Source organism: Lujinxingia vulgaris (genome assembly GCF_007997015.1).
GTDB classification, from domain to species: Bacteria; Myxococcota_A; Bradymonadia; order Bradymonadales; family Bradymonadaceae; genus Lujinxingia; species Lujinxingia vulgaris.
On the sequence record NZ_VOSM01000001.1, the window covers coordinates 702316 to 722056 of the forward strand.

Sequence of the window (19741 nt, forward strand, 5' to 3'; positions counted from 1 at the left end):
TCTGCGAGACGATTCCACGCTCAACCTACCACGGCGATCGGAGGCTGCAAGTTTTCAATTCGGCGCTGGGAGGGGGCAGAGCGGGGTGGAAAAGAGGCGGCCGAGGAGGTCTTCGGGAAGAAGGGGGCGGGGGGCCACGTTCAACGGCCAGCGCGGAGAGGGGAGTGGGGCTTGATATTTCGCGCAGAGCCGCTATAGAGTCCGCCGGCGCTCGCGGGAGCGACGCAGGCGCCGCGTCGTTTTCTCTGAGCAACTGGCGAGGATATCACCTTTGTGAGGCCCTCGCCGCTGCCTCCCGGCCCGGGTGGTGGCTTCGTATGCCGTATCCCGAAGATCGTCGGGGCGTGGCAAAAAACTTCGTCAACCGACGTGACAGGCGCTCCGAAATGGGGTAGGCGCTACGCGCAAATCGCGCCAGCCCGTCGTCTCAACATAACCGAGTAGGATCATGGACCTGAACAAACTTCGTAACATCGGGATCTCCGCCCACATCGACTCCGGTAAGACCACGCTCACCGAGCGTATCTTGTTCTACACCGGCCAGATTCACGCCATCCACGACGTCCGCGGCAAAGACGGCGTCGGTGCCAAGATGGACTCCATGGATCTGGAGCGCGAAAAAGGCATCACGATCCAGTCGGCGGCGACCTACTGCAAGTGGGGCGAGAACGCCATCAACATCATTGACACCCCGGGCCACGTCGACTTCACGATTGAAGTTGAGCGCGCCCTGCGCGTGCTCGATGGCGCCATCCTGGTGCTCTGCTCGGTTGCCGGCGTGCAGTCGCAGTCGATCACCGTTGACCGTCAGATGCGCCGCTACAACGTCCCGCGCATGGCGTTCATCAATAAGTGCGACCGCTCCGGTGCCGATCCCTTCTCGGTGACCGAGCAGCTGCGTGACCAGCTCAAGCACAACGCCGTGCTGATGCAGTACCCGATCGGTCTGGAAGACAAGCACGTCGGTGCGGTCGACCTTCTGACCCGTAAGGCGCACTACTTCGAAGGCGACAACGGTGAGATCATCCGCACCGAAGAGGTTCCCGCCGAGATCAAGGACGAGGTCGAGAAGTACCGCGCCAAGCTCGTGGAAGCGCTGGCTGACCTCGATGACGAGATCGCCATGGCGTACCTCGAAGGCGAGCCTGTGACCGCCGAGATGCTGGTTCCGGCGATTCGCAAAGCCACCATCTCGCGCTCGATGACCCCGGTCTTCATGGGCTCGGCGTACAAGAACAAGGGCGTTCAGCTTCTGCTCGACGCGGTGGTCAGCTACCTGCCCAGCCCGCTGGAGATGCCCTACCACGCGCTCTCGATGGACGAAGAGGAGAGCAAGGTGGATCTCGAGCCGGTGCCCGAGAAGCCGCTCGTCATGCTCGCGTTCAAACTGGAAGACGGTCGCTACGGTCAGCTGACCTACTGCCGCATCTACCAGGGCCGCCTCAACAAGGGCGACTTCATCTACAACATGAGCAACCAGAACAAGCACAAGGTCGGTCGTCTGGTGCGCATGCACTCCGATGAGATGCACGACATCGACACGGCGGTTGCCGGCGACATCGTGGCGCTCTTCGGTATCGACTGCGCCTCGGGTGATACCTTCACCGACGGCAACATCGAGGTGACCATGACCTCGATTCACGTGCCCGACCCGGTTATCACCTTCGCCGTTGAGCCCAAGAAGAAGGACGGCCTTCAGAACTTCTCCAAGGCGCTCAACCGCTTCTCCAAGGAAGACCCGACCTTCCGCGTCTCGCGTGACGAGGAGAGCGGCCAGACCATCATCGGTGGTATGGGCGAGCTTCACCTGGAGGTTTACATCGAGCGTATTCGTCGTGAGTACGGCGTCGACGTTGAGGTGGGTCAGCCGCAGGTTGCTTACCGTGAGACGGTCACCACGCAGGCCGACTTCGATTACACCCACAAGAAGCAGACGGGTGGTTCGGGTCAGTACGCGCGCGTCGTGGGTTGGCTTGCGCCGGCCGATGAGGGTGAGCACTACCAGTTCATCAACAACATCACCGGTGGTGTGATCCCCAAAGAGTACCAGCCCTCCTGTGATAAGGGCTTCCAGGACCAGATGGACGAAGGTGGTCTCATCGGCTTCCCGGTGGTCAACGTCAAGGCGGCGATCATCGACGGTAACTCCCACGCGGTTGACTCCTCCGATATGGCCTTCCGCCTGGCGGCCCGCGCGGCCTTCCGCGACGCCTACAAGCGTGCCAACCCGGTCATCCTCGAGCCGATCATGAAGGTTGAGGTCGAGAGCCCCGAGGAGTTCAGCGGGGCGGTGCTCGGTGGTCTGAACAAGCGCCGCGGTATGATCACCGGCTCGCGTACCCGTCAGGGCTACGCGGTGGTGATGGCGGAGGTGCCGCTCAGCGAGATGTTCGGCTACTCCAACGACCTGCGCAGCTCGACCCAGGGCAAGGCGGAGTTCTCCATGGAGTTCGCCAAGTACGCTCCGGTGCCGCGTTCGGTCCAGGAAGACCTGATCAAGGAGTACCAGGCCAAGCGCGCCGCTGAGAACAGCTGAGCCAGATGGTCTTAAGTAGCAAGCAATAAGGGCGGCGCTCCCCGGAGAACATCCGGGGAGCGCCGCTTTTTTTATGCGCGACTTTTTCGCGCGTACCCTTTTTCGAGAAACGTCTTAAAGGCGCTGGAGGTTCACGATGGCATTGAAAGTCATGGGTTTTGCCGCATCGCTGCGTCAGAACTCCCATAACGGAAAGCTCTTTGAAGTGGCAGCCTCGCTGCTCGACGCGATGGAAGGGGTGGAGGTCGACCGACGGAGCTTCGCGGAGTTCGAGATGCCCCTTTATAATCAGGACCTCCAGGAGGAGGGCTTCCCCGAGGGGGCGGAGCGGATGAAGGCGGCGGTGGAGGCGGCGGATGCGCTGCTGCTGGTGACCCCGGAGTACAACTACTCGATCCCGGGCAACCTCAAGAATGCGCTGGACTGGCTCTCCCGCTACCGTCCCGGGCCGCTTCGTGATAAGCCCTTGCTCCTGATGAGTGCGTCTCCTTCGATGATCGGCGGCAACCGCGGTCTGTGGCAGACCCGTATCCCGCTGGAGTCGATGGGGGCGGTGGTCTCACCGCGGATGTTCGGGCTTTCGATGGCCCACCAGGCGTTTGAGGATGATGGCAGCCTCAAGAGCGCCGAGTTGAATGAGCAGCTCGATGGTTTGCTCGCTGATTTCGTTGAATTTGCCAGAGCGTTGACGCGCGCCTGAGCGCGAGGACGAAGAGTCGATGACACTGCTGATAATTTATGCGCTCTTTGCGCTCGGGACCTCCTTTCTGTGTTCGCTGCTGGAGTCCGTGCTCTTAAGCGTGACCCCCTCCTATGTGGCGGCGCTGCGTAACGAGGGCCAGCCCATTGGCGAGCTGCTGCATCGACTCAAAAGTGATGTGGACCGGCCGCTGGCGGCGATTTTGAGCGTGAACACCATCGCGCACACCGTCGGCGCGGTCGGCGTGGGTGCCGAGGCCACAAAGATCTGGGGCGAGGGTTATGTCGGGGTGGTCTCGGCGGTGATGACGCTGGCGATTCTCTTTCTGACCGAGATCATTCCGAAGACCGTCGGCGCGAACTACTGGCGAGGACTCAGCGGTCCGGTCGCGCGTATTTTGCCGGTGTTGATTATCATCAGTTACCCGCTGGTGGTGGTCTCGCAGCTTCTGATGAAGGTGCTCTCCTCAAAAGAGGCGCAGCCGCAGCTGAGCCGCGAAGAGATGAGCGCGATGACCGAGATCGGCGTGCAGGAAGGGGTTGTCGACATCGGTGAGTCGATTCTTCTGCAGAACGTGCTGCGGGTCGGAGCGCTGCGGGTGCGCGATATCATGACCCCGCGCACGGTGCTTCTAGCCGTGGAGCAGGACACGGCCATCGGCGATTTTTTTGAGACACATCCCAACCCGGTCTTCTCGCGCATCCCGATTTACCGTGAGAAAGCCGACGAGATCGTGGGCTATGTGCTCAAAGGGGACCTGCTCCTGGATCTGGCGCGCGACCATGAGACACGCAAGCTCGTAGAACACCGCCGCGACATCAAGTTTGTGCCGGAGCACCTCTCGGTGCGTGAGCTTTTTGAGCTCTTCGTGGCCGAGCAGCACCATATCGCGGTGGTGGTTGATGAGTACGGCGGCATCGCCGGGCTTGTCACCATGGAGGACGTGGTGGAGACGCTGCTGGGTCTGGAGATCGTCGACGAGTCGGACGTGGAGCAGGATATGCGGGATATGGCGCGCAAGCAGTGGCTGCGCCGCGCCAAACGCATGGGCATCTCCACCGAGCAGTTTGAGAGCGTGACGGCCCAGGCCAGCGAAGGGGTCGCGGTGGACGCCGAGAAGAGCGAGCGTACCCCCGACGACGTCTGAGCGTAGCTGGCGCTCTCCATCAAGCGTGCGGCTTTTGAGACAGCCCTGCGGGCTCCTTCGGGAGTTCGCAGGGTTTTTTGTTCAGGGCGCTTTTCTGCGACGAGGTGCCGGGGAGGGCGTCGCGCAACCATGGCGCGTTACCCATCGGCGGGGCACGGTTCGACGGGGACACAGTCGTTGAGGTAACGCGCGCTGCCCGCGCTCCGTGGGAGGTGTTCGTCGAGGTGACGAGGGGTGTCCACGAGCCGTGGGGGGCGTTCGTCGAAGTGACGCGAAGTGTCCACGAGCTGCGGGAGTCGTTCGTCGAGACGACGAAGCGTGTGAGTTACCCATAAGGGGGTATTCGTCGAAGTGACGAAGGGGTGCTTAAGGGCTTCAGGGAGCCTTCGTCGAAGTGACGAGGCGCTTGAGTTACCCATAAGGGGGTATTCGTCGAAGTGACGAAGGGGTGCTTAAGGGATTGGGAGGTGGGGCGTTGAGGTCAAGAGGGACCTGAACGAAAAACCCCGGCCGCGAGCGGCCGGGGTTTTGGGACTTTCGATCAGGTGGAGGCGCGGCGCGTTACGCGAGCGTCTCCACCCCGGGGATGTGGCTTAGAAGCGGTAGCCCGCGGCCACCGAGGTGAACATGCCGCCGCCGGCGCCACCGAGGAAGTCAGGGCCGTTGGTGATGAAGCCGGCCTGGAAGGCGCCGTCGAGGGTGAAGTCACCCAGCTCGACGCCCAGGCCCGCGCGCCAGCCGAAGTCGCTGGTGCGGATGTTGGCGGTGGTGGTGTCGCGCACGTTGTTGCCAGCGTTGGGGTCGATCTCGTTGGAGGTCGTCGCGCCCAGGTAGGTGTACTGCGCGCCGGTGCGGAAGTAGAGCCAGTCGAGGAGCTGGATGTCGGCGGCGACGTGCAGACCCGGGGTCAGGTAGGTGGTGACGCGCTGGCGGTCGAAGTCGGTCTCGACGTCGGGGTCGGTGCCCTCGGTGGCCACGCCGAGCAGGGCGTAACCGGCCAGGGTGGTGGCTTCCTTGAGCTCAAAGACCGGACCGACGCCGGCCATGATGCCGAAGGCGCTGGAGGAGGCTTCGGTGCTGGAGGTCTCGTCGCCGTTGGCGTCGTAGGTGCGGCCGGTCAGGCCGTTGCTCTCAAAGGTCACGTCACCGAGGATGCCGAGGCTGGTGCGCTCGGCCATGGGGACGTAGGCGCGGGCGGTGGCGCCGATGGCCAGGCGAGTGACGTCGAGGACGTCGTCGCCGCCGTTGATCTGGTTGCCGGAGTTGAACTGGATGTTGAGGCCGGTGTCCACGCGGGTGTCACCCATCATGGAGTAACCCAGGGTCAGGCCCACGAAGTTGTGGGTCTCGGCGTCGACGACGTCTTCGCCGTCGACGTTGCGGAAGCCGCCGTTACCCAGCGAGAGGCGGGCGCCGGCGGAGCCTGCGCCCATGTCAAAGCCGGCGAAGAGGTCGAAGATGGTGTGGGCCTGGGGGCTGATCGGGGCGAGCGGGTTGCCGATGTTGCCCAGGTTGGGGTGGCCCAGGTTGTAGGGGTAGCTCTGCGCGGTGAAGAGGTCGCCGCGGTAGATGCCCAGACCGAAGACCATGGCGTCGTTGCCGATGAGCGCGAGGCCGGAGCCGGCGTTCTGCGCGCCGCCGTACTCCAGGCTGAGCAGGTTGTTGTACTCGGTGGAGGTCTGGGGGAAGAGGTAGACGTCGTTCTTGTCGAGGATCAGGCGGTTCTGGCCGAGGCTGGCACGACGCGCGGCGTCGGCTTCCGGCACAAGGGTCAGGGTCATGGCGCCGGCGGCGGCCAGGGTGAACATCCATCGCAGTTGCGTATTCATCTTCATGTACAGCTCCGTGTTTGCGACACCTACATTGGTGTCCATCCAAAGCGGCCGGCGGCCTTGCCGGCCTACAACTCAAACGGTGATACAGTGACGATTCAACTTCTGCATGGTACTTCGACGTTCATCTCGTCCCGCGAATCGCGAGCTCTCTAAGTTCGGGTTTTCTCGGGAGTGAGACGCGGCCATCGTGCACACGTCAGAAGGGTCGTGCAAGATATTTCTTAGACACGCCGCGTCGTGACGGGCCAGTCATTTCAAGGGTTTACGAGACTTTACGAGGGTGGAGATGGGACGAACAAGCGTGGGGCTGGTCTCAGATACGCACGGCTGGCTGGACGAACAAGTCCTCGAAGTATTCAAAAACGTCGCGCATATTGTGCATGCCGGTGATATCGGGCGAGAGGAGGTGATTCATCGCCTGGAGGAGGTGGCGCCGGTGACGGTGGTGCGGGGCAATATCGACGGCGGGGAGCTGCGATTTTATCCGCTGGAGGCCAGCGTGATGGTGGCCGGCAAGAAGATCAGCGCGCTGCATATCGCGGGCTCGCCCAAGCGCCCACGACCGGCGGCCCGCGAACTTATCTCCAGGCTGCGGCCGGATGTGCTGGTGGTGGGGCACAGCCATATCCCGGTGGTGGGGAAGGTGGGGCCGACGCTCTGGGTGAACCCGGGGGCTGCGGGGCGGGTGGGGTTTCATACGGAGCGCTACGCGGCGATTCTGCATATCGAGGAGGATGGCAGCTTCGCGATGGACCGGGTGGTGCTGGGGCCGCGCAGCGCGTCGTTGGAGAAGGGAGAGCGCTGAGGGGCTCATGGGGCTTACGCGCGCTCGAAGATGCCGAGCCACTCCATCTCTTCGCGTCCGGGGTGGCTTAGGTCCGGGGGCACGGGGTCGAGCCGGCGTGTCTTGAAGTGGGGGGCGACGAGCGCCTCGACGCCTGTGGGGCGAAGGGGAAAAGGCGGGCCGTTGGCCATGCGCTCCGTCTCGCGCTGCGGATCGTCTTCGAGCACCGGGAAGATCAACGTGGCGAGCAGGCCGCCGGGGGCGATGAGGGCGGCCATGCGCTCGGCCCAGCGGGGGCGAAGGGTGGGGTCGATGGCGCAGAGGAAGGTGTAATCCCACACCACATCGAAGGGGGCGTGCAGATCGTCTTCGAAGAAGTCGCCCACCTGGTAGGGCGCGCGCTCTTCGGAGAGGCCGGCGGCGTCGCGAAGTTCCATAAAACGCTCGCGGGCCGTCGGCGCGAGGTCGAGGCCGCGGGCCTCGTCGAAGGTGCTGGCCAGGGTGATGACGTCGTAGCCTGCCCCACACCCGGGGACCAGGGCGGAGCGACCTTTGAGTTCGCCGCGTTCGACTAAGGTTTGAAGAAGGGGGGAGGACTGGCCGGCGTCCCAGCCGGTGCGTCCCTCGCGCCAGGCGTCTTCCCAGGACATAGGGTTCCTTTGCGGTGGAGGTGGGAATCAGGTGGTGGAGTAGGAGGCGTCTTCGTCGGCCGGGGCGAAGAGTTTGCTCTCGTCGATGGCGTCTTCGAAGTGGGCGATGGCGGTGGCGCCGATGGAGTCGCTCCAGACGTTGATCATCGTGCGCATCATGTCGAGGGGGCGGTCGATGGCCCAGAGAAGCGCGATGAGCTCCAGGGGCAGGCCCACGGCCTCAAAAATGATGACCATCATCACCAGGCCCGCGTGTGGGATGCCGGCGGCGCCGATGCTGACCATAAGCGCCAGCACCACGATGGTGAGCTGGGTGCCGAAGGTGAGTACGAAGTCGGGGTTGGCGCTGGCGTAGACCTGGGCGATGAAGAGCACGGCGACGCATTCGTAGAGGGCGGTGCCGTCCATGTTGATGGTGGCGCCGAGGGGAAGCACAAAGCCGCCGACCTCGTTTTTGACGCCGACGTTGTCTTCGAGCTGCTCGAGCGTCATGCCCAGGGTGCCGGCGGAGGAGGCGGTGGAGAAGGCGGTGAGCAGGGTGGCGCCCATGGCGCCGAGCACCCGGTAGGGGTTGCGGCGGGTCAGCGCCCAGAAGAGGAGGGGCAGGGTGAGGAGGCCGTGTAAGAGGAGGGCGGCGGCGACGGTGCCTGCATAACCCACAACGCTTGTGAGCGCTTCGGGGCCGGTGATGGCGAGCAGGCGGGCGATGAGGGCGGCGATGCCCACCGGGGCCAGCGCGATGACGAAGAGGGTCATCTTCATCATCACGGCGAAGAGGGCCTGAAAGAAGCCGTCGATGGTCTCCAGGAAGGGCTCTTCGACCTGGAGGGTGAAGATGCCAAAGAGGATGGCGAAGAAGATCAGCCCCAGGAGATCGAAGCTGGCCGCCGCAGCTACCACGTTGGTGGGCACGACGGAGAGGAGCATCTCCCAGGGTCCGCTGGGCGCGGGGATATCGACCTCGCCAATGGCCATGGGCATCTCAAGACCGACGCCGGGCTTGAAGAGGTTGACGAGGATGAGGCCTAAGAGGATGGCGAGCAGGCTTGTGGTGACGTACCAGCCGGCGGCGCGGGCGCCGATGCGGCGAAGGCGGCTGAAGTCGCGCATGCCGGTGACGCCGCAGACCAGGGAGGCGAAGACCAGGGGAATGACGATCATGCGCAGGAGCGCCAGGAAGAGCTCGGCCAGCCCGTGGGCGGCGGCGCCGGCCGGGGTCTGGTTCATCAGGCTCTGCAGGGCGGTGTTGATCTCGCGGGTGGCCCCGATCAGGCTTTCGGGGCGGTAGCCCTGGCCGAGCACCTGCTGGCGCGCCTGCTCCAGGAGATCGTCGTAGTAGGCGCCGTGCAGGGCCATCCCCCAGACGACGCCGGCGATCATGCCCAGGAGGATCCACCAGTGAAGTTTGATCTTTCGCATCGGGTACGCTCACGTCTTGAGACTTCGACAGCACACAGGTTGTGTGCGTGGAAGTAGAGCGCGAGCGGGGCGCGGGCACAAGGGCCGCGTCTTATCTGAGGCGATGATCAGGTGGCGAAGTCGCCTTTTTTGCGCGCGATGAGGTGGTCGAGGGAGAAGCGCCCGGGGCCGGTGAGTATGAAGGTGATGTAGGGGAAGGCGTACATCAGGGCGAACTCTTTTTTCTGCCAGGGATCGTCGCCGTGGATCACGAACGCGGCCATGAGCATCGTGAAGAGTAGCGGCACGCTGACGAAACGGGTGCCAAGGCCGAGCATCAGGAGGATGGAGGCGCCGACCTCGGCGCCCACGGCCATTGTCAGGCTCACCGGGCTGGAGAGGCCCAGGGGGTCGGCAAACGTCTCCGCACGCTCGCTAAAACTTAAAAGTTTGGGCATGCCGTGGGCAAAGAGCATCGCGCCGCCGATCCACAGTCGGAGAATCAAAAGGCCGAGATCGTTGAGGAGGGGGCGCTGGCGAGCGGGGATGAGGTGTTCCATGGGGGGACTCTACGGCAAGGTGAGCAGCAATGTGCAAGAGGGGAAGGCAACCAAAGGGGGGCGAAGCGGATATGCTTCGATGTGCCCCCAAACGTCGGTGGGGAGGTGGGGATTCCCGGGGCAGGCCGGAAAGGCGGGGATGGCGCGGTTGCGTGTGATCGGCCCGGAGCTTTATCCTGCGGGCGAAACGCGATCATGGCGACATTCAATGACGGGCAGCTGGTGACGCCGAAGGGGGCGGACCAGTATCAGGAGCGAGCGATGGCGGAAAACAAACGCATGCGAGAGCTGGTCGAGAAGTTGCGAGAGCGCCGTGCCGATGTGGTGCAGATGGGCGGCGAGGAGCGCGTGGCGCGCCAGCATGATCGCGGCAAGCTCGATGTGCGCCAGCGCATCGCCTACCTCTTTGATGAGGAGAGTTTTAGGGAGTTCGGGCAGCACGCGTTTTTTCACTCCAACAGCCAGCCTGTGCCCAAGGAGAAGGTGCGCACGCCGGCGGACGGGGTGGTGTGCGGGTTTGGTAAGATCCGCGGTCGGATGGCGGTGTGTGCGGCTTATGATTTTACGGTGCTGGGCGGTTCGATCGGCGATGTGGGGGAGTTGAAGGTGACGCGGGCGCGGGAGTTCGCGCTGAAGAATCGCGTGCCGATGATCTGGCTGATCGACTCAGCCGGGGCGAGGGTGCACGGGGGCTCGGGGATTGACGGTGATCAGATCACGCTCTTTGCCAACACCGGTTATCTTTTTCGGGAGCAGGTGATCATGAGCGGGGTGGTGCCCCAGGTGGCCGCGATGCTGGGGCCGGGGGCTGCGGGCACGGCGTATATCCCGGGGCTTGCGGACTTTGTGCCCATGGTCGATGGCACGAGCTTTATGGCGCTGGGCGGTCCGCCGCTGGTGAAGGCGGCGGTGGGTGAGGATATCGACGAGCAGGCGCTGGGCGGGGCGCGGGTGCATAATGAGGCGTCGGGGGTGGCCGACCAGATCTACAAGAGCGATGAAGACTGCCTCGACGCCATCAAAGACTATTTGAGCTACATGCCGCAGCATTGCGAGGGTCGTCCACCGGTTGCCGAGGTGGCGCCGGATGAGGCGCGCGAGCCCGGCGGTGAGCTGTGTGAGGGGCTTCTCGACGTGCTGCCGGAGTCGAGTCGGCGGGCGTACGATATGCGCAAGCTCGTGGGGGCGGTGGTCGATGAGGGCTCGATGTTTGAGATGAAGCCCAAATTTGCGCGCAACATCGTCACCGCCTTTGCGCGTATGGGCGGGCAGCCGGTGGGGGTGGTGGCGAATAACCCCAAATATCTGGGGGGGATTCTGGAGAATGACGCGGCCGATAAGGCCGCGCGATTTATCAACCTGTGCAACAGCTTCAACATCCCCCTGATCTTCTTCCAGGATGTGCCGGGCTTCATCATTGGCAGCAAGGTGGAGAAGGCGGGGATCATTCGCCACGGCGCGAAGATGCTCTTTGAGGTGGCCAGCGCGACGGTGCCCAAGCTGACCGTGATTGTGCGTAAGGCCTACGGTGCGGGTTATTATGTGATGTGCGGGCGGGCGTATGAGCCGGATCTGATTGTGGCCTGGCCCACGGCTGAGATCAGCGTGATGGGCCCGGAGGGCATGGTGTCGATCTTTGCCCGCAAGATGCTCGATAGCGCGCCGGACGCCGAGGAGGTGAAGGCGCAGATGGTCGAGGCGATTCGCCCCTACATCGACATTTACAAAGTGGCCGGGCGCGGGCTTATCGATGAGGTGATTGATCCGCGGGAGACTCGCGACTATCTACTGGCAGGGCTGGAGCTTGCGCGGGAGAAGCGCGTGGAGCGCCCCTATCGAAAGAGCGGTGTGCGGCCGGTCTGAGCAGAAGACACGACGACTACGAACAAAGGTAAGACGATGGCACTGACCTGGTGGATGATAGTGGCGGCGATCGCGGCGGTGGTCGTGGTGCTCTGGCAGTTCGGGGCGGGGCGTTTGCAAAAGCCCCTGGCGCACGCGATGCGCACGGGGGAGCTGGCCGGGGTGCTGGCGGCGGTGGAGTCGGCCTCGCCAGCGGAGCAGCCCACCCTGTGGGATCACGCCATCGGGGAGTTGTGGAAGGCGTATCAGCGCGAGACGGCGACGCGGCTCATCACCGAGGCGGCGGCGCGCTCCGATGCGGACATCGTGCAGTACTGGGTGCGCCAGGCCATGGAGGTGGAGCCGGAGATCGCCGCGCAGTATTTTTCGCCGGAGTTTCTGGAGGCGTTCTTTAAGCCGGAGGTCGCGGCGCGCTGCGGGCGAAAGGGCTGCTGCGGTTGAGTGGTGGCGGAGTGATGCTCGGGTGGCAGGAGCAAGAAAAGAGAAGAGCCCGGCGCGTTGGCGCCGGGCTCTTTTTGTTGGCTCAGGGATGCTTAGCCCTGCGATTCTTTATCGTCGACGATGATGCGGTCGAGGACGGACTGGAGGATCTCGACGTCGTCGTAGAAGATCTCGATCTTGCCCTTGCCCTGGCGGTCTTTGACTTTGACGCGGGTGCCCAGGCTGTGCTGGAGGCGCTCGGTGAGGTCGCGCACGAGCGCATCGTCGCGGTAGCGGTTGCGTTTGGGCTCAGCTTTTTTGCCCGGGGGCTCTTTGAGGTTGCGCACGTACTCTTCGGTCTCGCGCACCGACCAGCCCTCGGCGACGACCTGGGCGGCCAGGCGCTCGGCGGGCTCCTCCTCGAGGGTGATGATGGCGCGGGCGTGGCCGGCGCTGAGCTCGCCACTGGCGACGAGGTCGAGCACAAACTCGCTTAAGGTGAGCAGACGCACGGAGTTGGCCAGCGCGCTGCGGGACTTGCCGACGCGGTTGGCCAGGTCGGCCTGGCTAAGCCCCGAGTCGTCGAGGAGCTTCTGGTAGGCCAGGGCTTCTTCGACCGGGTTGAGGTCTTCGCGCTGGATGTTTTCGATGAGCGCCAGGGTGTAGGCCTCAAAGTCGGTGACGTCTTTGATGACGACGGGGACTTCGCTCAAGCCGGCGCGTTTGCAGGCGCGCAGGCGCCGCTCTCCGGCGATGAGCTCGTAGCGGCCCTGTCGCTCGCGTACGACAAGGGGCTGGATAAGCCCGCTCTCTTTGATGCTTTCGGCGAGCTCGTCGATGCGATCGCCGTCGAAGTGGGTGCGGGGTTGGGGGCGCGCGGTGTCGATGCGGGCGATGGGAAGTCGAATAAACTCGCGCTTCTCCGCGCTCTCGGCCTGTTTGGGGATGAGCGCGCCCAGGCCCTTTCCGAGCGCTTTGCGCGTCGGCTTCTGATCGTCGGTCGGTGCCATAGATGTCCTTATCAGGCGGAGGCGCTGACGCCGCCGTGCCCGTTACGCTTTAAGAATTCGCGGGCGAAGTCGCGGTAGGAGATCGCGCCGCGGGAGCTGCGGTCGTATTCGCTGATCGGCATCCCAAAAGACGGCGCCTCACCCAGACGCACGTTTCGAGGGATGACCGTCTGAAAGACCAACTCGCCGAAGTGAGTGGAGACCTCGGTGGCGACCTGCTCGCTTAGGTTTGTGCGCGAGTCGTACATGGTCAGAAGGATGCCTTCGATGGTGAGCGCCGGGTTGAGGTGTTCGTGAATCAACTCGATGGTGCGCAGCAGGTGGCCCAGGCCCTCAAGGGCGTAGTACTCGGTCTGAATGGGGACGAGCACGGTGTTGGCGGCGGCCAGCGCGTTGATGGTGAGCAGGCCTAAGGAGGGCGGGCAGTCGAGGATCACGAAGTCGTAGTCGTCGGGCACCTTCTCCAGGGCCTGGCGAAGTCGGAATTCGCGGTCGTCGGCGCTGACCAGCTCGATCTGGGCCCCTGCAAGATCGGTGGTGCTGGGGATCAGATCGAGGTTTTCGGTGTGGGTGGGGCGGATCAGCGTCTCGACGGTGCGCAGGCCCACGAGCGCATCGTAGATGGAGGTGTCGCACTCATCGCGATCGACGCCGACACCGCTGGTGGCGTTGCCCTGGGGATCGAGGTCGATCAGGAGCACCCGGCAGGACTCACCGGCCAGGCAGGCGGCCAGGTTGACTGAGGTCGTGGTCTTTCCCACGCCTCCTTTCTGGTTCGCAATTGCGACGATTTTTTTCACGATCGCACCTCAGTGCTGCTGCGCGGGCCCTCAAAGCCCCGACGTTGACGTCTACCCCGGCCTCCCTGGCACGTGTCGGCGCGGGGCCGACGAGGGCAGCGCATGATGGATCGCCGATCGGGAAAGTTCAAGGGTTGGGAAGGGAGGGTTTTGGATGAAAAGTGAAAGTTTTTCAAAAAGGGTGTTGACGCCATCGGGGGGGCTGGGTATTTAAGCGCTCCACTCAACGAGGGGCTGCCGCAAGGGGCCTTGAGAAGAGTCGGATGTCGGGGCGTGGCGCAGCCTGGTAGCGCACTTGCATGGGGTGCAAGGGGTCGCAGGTTCAAATCCTGTCGCCCCGACTTAAGAGACCCGCGAAGCGAATGCTTTGCGGGTTTTTTTATGCCTGAAACATCGGGGGCGGGGTGGCGCGGGCAGAATGTTCGTCGCACTTTTATTGCGCGTTGCGGGTTGCTAAGCAAAGCGGCGGTGGTTTGAGGCAGGAGTCTGCGATGCGCGTTGTCAGCGCACTGATCTTTTCGAACATCTGGATTGCGGCCGGGGCGGGCGCGTTGACGCTGGCGAGCGCGAGGCTTGCGGGTGGTGATCCGGTGGAGGTCGGGGCGCTGGGGGCGATGGTGTTCTGGGCGACGCTCGCGGTCTACAGCCTGGACCGGTGGGTGGGCGGTCGGGGCGAAGATCGGCTTGTGGGGAGCGTGCGGCACCGCTGGTTGAGCGGACATCGCGGGGTGGTGACGGCGTTGATCGGGATTGGCATTGCGGGCAGCGCTGTGTCGGCGTTGATGTTGCGCCTGCCGACGATATTGGCGCTGGTGCCGCTGGGTGTGGTGTCGGTGGGGTACAGCCTGCCGCTGATCTTCTGGAAGGGGGCACGGCTCAAAGATCTGCCGGGCTTGAAAACACCGGCGACGGCGCTTGTGTGGGCGGTGGTAACCTGCGGGTTGCCGGCGCTGGAGTTGGGTGAGGCGATGGCGCCGGGCCTGTGGGTATGGCTTGTGCTTGAGCGCGCCCTTTTTATGTACGCGCTGACGCTGCCCTTTGATGTGCGGGATATGCGCAGTGATCGCGCGGGCGGGGTGCGTACGCTGGCCGGGCGGCTTGGTGAGGCGCGGAGTTTCGGGCTGGCGCAGCTTGCGGCAGTCGCGGTTATGGGATCTGCGCTTGTACGCGTGGTCTCCGGCATGGGCGTGGGAAGTGTGGCGGTGGTGCTCGCCAGCCTCGCTTCGCTTGGCTTGCTTATCTACGGCAAGCGCCGCTTCGCGGCGCGCCGCCCCCCCGGTGAGCTCTATTATGGTGGTGCGCTAGACGGGATGATTCTCGGTCAGGCGCTCCTCCTGCTGGTCTTCGGCTGAGGCGGGTTCCGGGGCGGTGGCGATGTGCACCCGGAGGTGGCTGGCGAGGGCGCTGGCCGGCCCGAGATCTTCGAGCGCTGGCGAGGCGTAGTCGGGTGGCGAGACCTCGGAGAGGTTGGCCTGCTGCGCGCTGCGCCGGGCGGCGAGTGCCTGCCGGTGGCCGCGCTCAAAATGGTAGATCTGGGGGCGACCGCCGGGTGGGAAGGCCACGAGCACGGGCTCGGCGTCGGGTGCGTCTTCGAGCGCGTCGCGCTCCTGTCGGCGCGTGAGCAGCGCGTCGAGCTCGCGGCGGATTTTGATGATGCGTCGACTTTTGAACCCGAAAAGATTCCAGCGAAAGTTCAGTCCCATCACGTCCCCTCGTCATGGTGTTTCATGTGGTTTCGGGTGAAACGTCCCCCGTGTCGGTGCCCTTGGTGGGCGAGTAGGATCTATTATCGAGCGCGTGCGGTGAGTTTTGCGTGATAGGGGGAAAAAAGTGAAAAAAATTCAGCGCAGGGGAGCGCCACGCCAGAGATCGACGGAGATTCCGCCGTTGAAGATCGTGGCGACGCGTTGCAGGCGGTCTGTGGCGAGCTTTTGAACTTCGGCGGCGCGCTCGCGGGGCCAGATAAAGGCGACCGACCAGCGGGGGAGCTCGTTTTGCCAGCGCTCCAGCAATGTGGGCAGGGCGTCGCCGCTGGCCAGGCGTTCGCCGTAGGGCGGGTTGGTGAGGATGAGCCCCGGTGGGGTGTCAGGGGCCTGAAGCTCGGAGAGGGGGGCGGGCGTAAGGTGAAGGTGGGCGTTGACGCCGGCGCGGCGGGCGTTGGCGGCGGCCGCTTCCAGGACGTGAGGGTCGCGATCGAAGCCCAGAAGGGAGGGGGCTGCGTCGGGCTTCTGTGTCGACTTTAAGTTCGCCCGAAGGCCGCGAAGTTTCGGGGGCTCGAAGTTTTGCCAGCGCTCGAAGGCGAAGTTTCGCGCGAGATTTGGCGCGGTCTTCGTGGCGAGGAGGGCGGCCTCAATGAGGATGGTGGCGCTGCCGCACATCGGGTCGAGGAGCGGTTGGTCGGGCGTCCAGTCGCAGAGGAGGAGAAGACCGGCGGCGATATTTTCACGTAGCGGCGCGGGGCCGGATTCGGTGCGCCAGCCGCGTTGTTGGAGGCGCGGTCCGCTGGCGTCGAGGCTGAGCTGGCAGCGATCGCCTTCGATGCGGACCATGATGCGCTGGGCGGCCTCTTGGTCGCCGAAGTCGGGGGCGGGGCGCTTAAGATCGTCGGTGAAATGTTCGCGGATTGCCTGGGCTGTGACCTCGCTGATGGTGCCGGTGTGCACCATGCGGCTCTGCTGGCTATGGGCCTGTATGGTGAGGGTGAGGTCGGGGCCGAGGAGGCGTTCCCAGTCGAAGCGCCGGCACTTCCGGTAAAGCTCGGAGGTGTCTCGGGCGCGGAACTCGTCGAGGCGAAGCCAGACGCGCGTGGCGCTGCGCAGGGTGAGGTTGGCTTCGTAGAGGGTGGCGTAGGTGGCCTGAAACTCGACGCCGCCGGTGAGCACCTGCGGCTTTTTGATCTTGAGCTGGCGTAGCTCAGCGAGCAGGGCGTTTTCGAGGCCGGGCTGGGTGGTGGCGAAGTAGGTCTGGGCCATGAGGAGAACCGGGGGCAGAGAGAAGGGCAGTGGCGCGGGCGACGATGCCCGCGCCGCCGTCCGGGTGCAAGAGGCCTCCGGCGCGTGGAGCATGTTCAGGCCAGGTCAAAGAAGAGCACTTCGGATTCTTCGGTGGCTTTAAAGCTCAAGGTGGGCTCCTGGAATGCGGCCAGGCCATCGCCTTCGCTGAGCGCTTGGCCGTTGACCTTGAGTGTGCCGCGCACGACCTGAACCCAGCCGTAGCGGCCTTCGGGAAGTTCGATGTCGGCGGATGCTCCCTCGTCGAAGTGGGCGGCGAAGATGCGGGCGTCCTGGTGGATCTTCAGGGCGTCGCCCTCGGCGTCGGGAGAGACGATGAGGTGGAAGGAGTTGGGGGCGGCGTTCAGATCGAACTTGCGTTGCTCATAGGATGGCGAGAGGCCGGGCTCGGAGGGGGGAATCCAGATCTGGAGAAAGCGTACCGGTTGGGTATCAGAGGCGTTGAACTCGCTGTGGCGCACGCCGGTGCCGGCGCTCATGCGCTGAACTTCACCGGGGCCGATGGTGGAGCCGTTGCCCATGGAGTCGCGGTGGGCGAGTTGGCCATCGACGACGTAGGAGATGATCTCCATGTCGCGGTGGGGGTGGGCGCCGAAGCCTGCGCCGGGGGAGACGATGTCGTCGTTGATGACGCGCAGGTTGCGAAAGCCCATGCGTTCGGGGTTGTGGTAGCCGCCAAAGGAGAATGAGTGGCGGGAGTTGAGCCAGTCGATGCGGGTGGTGCCGCGTTGCGTTGCGGGGAGGTGTTCAAGCATGAGTACTCCTGAGAAGATGCGGCCGCCGGGGCGGCCTGGCGATTTAGGTCGGCGAGAACTTAAGCAGCAGAGTCGCCGTGGAAAGGGACGCTTCGCGACTGTGAAGCGACGGGGTGGGCGGTGCGTTGCTCGACAGGGTGACCGCCCGGAGGACGGCTATTTAAGCGGTCGTGAGAGGGCTGGTGCGTAAGGGAGTGAGGCCTGGTGCAGAAGAAAAGGAGTCAAAAACGGGCAGCTCGTGATGGCGAGGCACGTGCGGGGTTGGTTCCGGATGAGCGACCCTGGGAGTTGGTTGAGCATCAACCGCTGGATCGCGAGGCGCTGCAACGACGCCTGCGGCGCTGGGAGCCGGTTGAGGTGATCGGGAGGTTGCCCGGCGGGACCAACCCCGGCGTGGAGGTGAGGCTGGGGGACGGGCGTCGCGCGGTGTATCGGGAGTACGCCGGTGGGAAGCGTGCGTGGGCGACCGAGTGCGGGGTGTGTGGTGAGTTGGCGGCCGAGGTGGGCGCGCCGGAGCTGCTGGGCGTCGGGGAGGAGCGTGATGGGACGGGGCAGGCCCGTGCCTGGTCGCTGGTCGCGTTTGTGCAGGGCAGTGACGATGCGCGGCCGCAGGCGCTCGATGTGGCCGAGGCGATCGTGCGGGTCGCCAGTGCACGCAGCTATCCTTGCCCGGGGTTGTTGGGGGAGGGGCTGGCGCTGACGAAGCGCTGGGCGACGCATCGCGAGGAGTATGAGGGGTTTATGGGGTGGGCGCTCGGCCAGGAGGTTGTGGTGGGGCGGCTGGGGGAGGAGCGGCTGAAAAAGGTGCGCGCGTGGATAGCAGAGGCGGAGGCGTCGCTCGCCGGGGTGGGGGCGCGGGCCTACCTGATGCACGGGGATCTTAAAGATGCGCATATGCTTGGACGGCGTGTGGGTGGGGCGTGGGGGTGGTGGCTGGTCGACTGGGAGATGGGGCGTGCGGGGCATCCGCTGATCGAGCTCGGGCGCTGGTCGGCGTCCCGAGCGTTGAGTCGCTGGCGCGCGGAGACAGCCGAGGTGCTGGAGCATCTCGACGCGCTGTGGTTACACGGAGGCGTTGAGGATGCCCGGGAGGTTGTGGCGCTTTACCGTCTTCAGACGCTGGTGGGGACGCTCAAGGCCGGGGGGCGGCGCGACGACGCGGTGGGCTGGGCGTTGGCGGCGATGGATGAGCTCGTGGCTTGATAGCGCGGGAGGGCTGGCGCATAGTCGGCGCGCGAAGACGCAAAGAGGTGCGCCTGAGGTTGCACCGCCACTGCAGAAGAGAGGTGAGTGATGCCACGCGTATTGATTTTGCACACCGGAGGGACGCTGGGGATGAGTGGCTCGCCGCTCTACCCCGACGCCTACGCTACGCGCCTGACCGAGGCGGTGCCGGAGCTTGAGCAGCTGGCGACGATCGAGACGCGTATCGTCTTTAACCTCGATTCCAGCGATATGGGCCCGCCGCATTGGGAGGCGCTGGCACGCGAGATCGATGCGAGCCGCGAGGATTTTGATGGCTTTGTGATCGTGCACGGCACCGACACGATGGCGTACACGGCGGCGGCGCTGAGTTTTGCGCTGGTGGACCTCGGAAAGCCGGTGATCCTCACCGGGGCGCAGCGGCCGCTGGGGGCTCTTCGCACCGATGCGCGTCGCAACCTGGCTGATGCCGTGGAGCTTGCGACCCGGGCGATTCCGGAGGTCGGGATCTGTTTTGACGGGATCCTGGTGCGGGGGACGCGCGCGACCAAGAGTCACGCCAACGACTACCGTGCCTTTGATAGCCCGGGGACCGCGCCGATTGCGAAGTTAGGGGTCGACATTGAGCTGAGCGCGGGGCTGCGTCAGCCGGTCGGAGACTATGCGTTTCGACCGGGCTTCGACGCCCGCGTGATGATGTTGCATATGACGCCGGGCTTAAGCCCGCAGCTCATCGAGCCGCTCCTTAAGGGAGGGGCGCTGGGGGGGCTTGTGCTGGCGGCGTACGGGATGGGGACGGTGCCGGCGAGCAAGCCTGATATGACGGCGATGGTCGCGCGGGCGGTGGAGGCGGGCGTGGAGGTGCTGGTGATCACGCAGGCCGCCGGGAAGGTGGATCTGGGGCTCTATGAGAACAGCCGCCGGCTGGCCGATGCTGGAGCGATCGGTGGCGGTGGACTTCATGTGGAGGCTGCCGTCACGAAGATGATGCACGCGCTGGCGAACTTTGAGACGTCGGCGTCGCGGCGCGACTATCTGCTGCGCGACATCGCCGGGGAGCGGGGCTGAG

At 64.6% G+C, this 19741-nt stretch carries 18 protein-coding genes and 1 tRNA gene; 10 read left to right on the top strand and 9 right to left on the bottom strand.

Annotated features, from left to right (window positions below; genetic code table 11):
* Positions 1–448: 448 nt before the first annotated feature.
* The 3 genes from fusA to FRC98_RS02840 all read left to right on the top strand — a co-directional run bounded on the left by fusA (position 449) and on the right by FRC98_RS02840 (position 4383).
* A complete protein-coding gene (gene fusA / locus FRC98_RS02830) occupies positions 449–2536 on the top strand; it encodes an elongation factor G (RefSeq protein ID WP_146979776.1) in 2088 nt (695 codons plus the stop codon).
* Positions 2537–2672: 136 nt separating this feature from the next.
* The gene (locus FRC98_RS02835) at positions 2673–3236 is read left to right on the top strand and encodes an NADPH-dependent FMN reductase (RefSeq protein ID WP_146979777.1); all 564 of its coding nucleotides are present in this window, start codon (positions 2673–2675) and stop codon (positions 3234–3236) included.
* A 19-nt stretch (positions 3237–3255) separates the two neighbouring features.
* Positions 3256–4383: a CNNM domain-containing protein gene (locus FRC98_RS02840; protein ID WP_146979778.1), complete on the top strand. Its 1128-nt coding sequence runs from the start codon at positions 3256–3258 to the stop codon at positions 4381–4383.
* Between the two features lie 593 nt (positions 4384–4976).
* Here the strand turns inward: FRC98_RS02840 and FRC98_RS02845 are convergent.
* On the bottom strand, positions 4977–6218 hold the full coding sequence (locus tag FRC98_RS02845; protein ID WP_146979779.1) for a hypothetical protein: 1242 nt from the start codon (positions 6216–6218) through the stop codon (positions 4977–4979).
* Positions 6219–6504: 286 nt separating this feature from the next.
* Between FRC98_RS02845 and FRC98_RS02850 the strand changes: the two genes are divergently transcribed.
* On the top strand, positions 6505–7023 hold the full coding sequence (locus FRC98_RS02850; protein ID WP_146979780.1) for a metallophosphoesterase family protein: 519 nt from the start codon (positions 6505–6507) through the stop codon (positions 7021–7023).
* A 14-nt stretch (positions 7024–7037) separates the two neighbouring features.
* Here the strand turns inward: FRC98_RS02850 and FRC98_RS02855 are convergent, their stop codons facing one another.
* From FRC98_RS02855 to FRC98_RS02865, 3 genes are all read right to left on the bottom strand, one after another.
* A complete protein-coding gene (locus tag FRC98_RS02855; protein ID WP_146979781.1) occupies positions 7038–7652 on the bottom strand; it encodes a methyltransferase domain-containing protein in 615 nt (204 codons plus the stop codon).
* A 27-nt stretch (positions 7653–7679) separates the two neighbouring features.
* Positions 7680–9071: a dicarboxylate/amino acid:cation symporter gene (locus FRC98_RS02860; RefSeq protein ID WP_146979782.1), complete on the bottom strand. Its 1392-nt coding sequence runs from the start codon at positions 9069–9071 to the stop codon at positions 7680–7682.
* A 107-nt stretch (positions 9072–9178) separates the two neighbouring features.
* Positions 9179–9610, bottom strand: a complete 432-nt coding sequence (locus FRC98_RS02865; protein WP_146979783.1) for a DoxX family protein — start codon at positions 9608–9610, stop codon at positions 9179–9181.
* A gap of 195 nt (positions 9611–9805) precedes the next feature.
* On the opposite strand from FRC98_RS02865, the gene FRC98_RS02870 reads away from it, so the two are divergent.
* The gene (locus tag FRC98_RS02870) at positions 9806–11473 is read left to right on the top strand and encodes an acyl-CoA carboxylase subunit beta (protein ID WP_230467207.1); all 1668 of its coding nucleotides are present in this window, start codon (positions 9806–9808) and stop codon (positions 11471–11473) included.
* A gap of 36 nt (positions 11474–11509) precedes the next feature.
* Positions 11510–11914, top strand: coding sequence for a hypothetical protein (locus FRC98_RS02875; RefSeq protein ID WP_146979784.1), 405 nt, complete (start codon positions 11510–11512; stop codon positions 11912–11914).
* 92 nt (positions 11915–12006) lie between these two features.
* Here the strand turns inward: FRC98_RS02875 and FRC98_RS02880 are convergent, their stop codons facing one another.
* Together FRC98_RS02880 and FRC98_RS02885 are read right to left on the bottom strand one after the other, a co-directional pair.
* Positions 12007–12903: a ParB/RepB/Spo0J family partition protein gene (locus tag FRC98_RS02880; RefSeq protein WP_146979785.1), complete on the bottom strand. Its 897-nt coding sequence runs from the start codon at positions 12901–12903 to the stop codon at positions 12007–12009.
* Positions 12904–12914: 11 nt separating this feature from the next.
* On the bottom strand, positions 12915–13703 hold the full coding sequence (locus tag FRC98_RS02885; protein ID WP_146979786.1) for a ParA family protein: 789 nt from the start codon (positions 13701–13703) through the stop codon (positions 12915–12917).
* A 267-nt stretch (positions 13704–13970) separates the two neighbouring features.
* Here FRC98_RS02885 and FRC98_RS02890 point away from each other — a divergent pair.
* Together FRC98_RS02890 and FRC98_RS02895 are read left to right on the top strand one after the other, a co-directional pair.
* A tRNA-Pro gene (locus tag FRC98_RS02890) sits at positions 13971–14044 on the top strand.
* Positions 14045–14194: 150 nt separating this feature from the next.
* A complete protein-coding gene (locus FRC98_RS02895; RefSeq protein WP_146979787.1) occupies positions 14195–15055 on the top strand; it encodes a UbiA prenyltransferase family protein in 861 nt (286 codons plus the stop codon).
* Here the strand turns inward: FRC98_RS02895 and FRC98_RS02900 are convergent.
* From FRC98_RS02900 to FRC98_RS02910, 3 genes are all read right to left on the bottom strand, one after another.
* The gene (locus FRC98_RS02900; RefSeq protein WP_146979788.1) at positions 15005–15406 is read right to left on the bottom strand and encodes a hypothetical protein; all 402 of its coding nucleotides are present in this window, start codon (positions 15404–15406) and stop codon (positions 15005–15007) included. The two genes, FRC98_RS02895 and FRC98_RS02900, sit on opposite strands and share 51 nt — an antisense overlap.
* A 138-nt stretch (positions 15407–15544) precedes the next feature.
* The gene (locus FRC98_RS02905) at positions 15545–16675 is read right to left on the bottom strand and encodes a THUMP domain-containing class I SAM-dependent RNA methyltransferase (protein WP_230467208.1); all 1131 of its coding nucleotides are present in this window, start codon (positions 16673–16675) and stop codon (positions 15545–15547) included.
* A gap of 95 nt (positions 16676–16770) precedes the next feature.
* Positions 16771–17469 (bottom strand): pirin family protein, encoded by a 699-nt coding sequence (locus tag FRC98_RS02910; protein ID WP_146979790.1) that lies wholly within the window; start codon positions 17467–17469, stop codon positions 16771–16773.
* Positions 17470–17757: 288 nt separating this feature from the next.
* On the opposite strand from FRC98_RS02910, the gene FRC98_RS02915 reads away from it, so the two are divergent.
* Both FRC98_RS02915 and FRC98_RS02920 read left to right on the top strand, forming a co-directional pair.
* A complete protein-coding gene (locus FRC98_RS02915) occupies positions 17758–18672 on the top strand; it encodes a phosphotransferase family protein (protein WP_146979791.1) in 915 nt (304 codons plus the stop codon).
* Between the two features lie 90 nt (positions 18673–18762).
* Positions 18763–19740, top strand: a complete 978-nt coding sequence (locus tag FRC98_RS02920; protein WP_146979792.1) for an asparaginase — start codon at positions 18763–18765, stop codon at positions 19738–19740.
* Position 19741 lies beyond the last annotated feature (1 nt).